General features: G+C 62.0%; 1 protein-coding gene. It reads left to right on the top strand.

Annotation, left to right across the window (positions count from 1 at the left end; genetic code table 11):
• Positions 1-328 precede the first annotated feature (328 nt).
• Positions 329-764: ATP-binding protein (locus NZ585_14925; GenBank protein ID MCS7081324.1), on the top strand; the 436-nt coding region annotated here is incomplete at its 3' end.

Here is a 764-nt window from a genome sequence, read left to right as displayed (position 1 = left end):
GAAGGAACGTGAGTGGTTGCACAGAAAGCGGGTTTGAAATCTCCTCAGCTTTTGCCTTCACACCATTGGTTTTCTTAGTAGTATACAAAGCAGTCAGGTAGCACTATGTGGGTCGTCTATGCCACGATGAACCGAACAATGCCGGCTTTTGCGACCCATCACCCCAGTTTTGTCATTTCCTACGGCGACACGCCCCACTTCATTCCGGTTTGAACGCGATACGCCTCATGAACCGCTGCGGCGCAGCCGCCATGCCGTCTACACTCAAAACGGGATGTCGGTGGCGTCATTGGCGGCAGCCGACTGGGTTCGACTTCTGAAGGTGGCTATGCGCTATTTCAACACCGCCGGGCCGTGTCGGCCGGACATTCACTTGGCTCTGGCGCAGCAGTTGACGGCGGAAGGGCGGTACGCGGCGGTGCTGCTGTCGCTCGAAGTCGGCGCAGCGTTTGAAGACGATGTTGGCGCAGCGGAAAGCGCCATCCTGAGCGTGTGGCGGTCGGCGCTGGAGGTTCGCCTGCCGGAGGCGTTGCAGCCGCCGCCGTGGTCGGACGCCCCGCCCGGCGGGCGCATCAACCGGGCCTTGGGCGAATGGGCGCGGTGGTCGGCGCGGCCGGTGGTGGTGTTTTTGGATGAGATTGACGCACTGCGGGACGCGGTGCTGGTGAGTGTGTTGCGGCAGCTGCGGGATGGGTATGCGCTGCGTCCGGCGGGTTTTCCGTGGTCGTTGGCGTTGATTGGGCTGCGCGATGTGCGCGACTACA

It is taken from the genome of Chloracidobacterium sp., assembly GCA_025057975.1.
Classification (GTDB): Bacteria; Acidobacteriota; Blastocatellia; order Chloracidobacteriales; family Chloracidobacteriaceae; genus Chloracidobacterium.
Note: the sequence above shows the minus strand (reverse complement) of the source record. Positions and strands in the feature narration are given on the sequence as shown.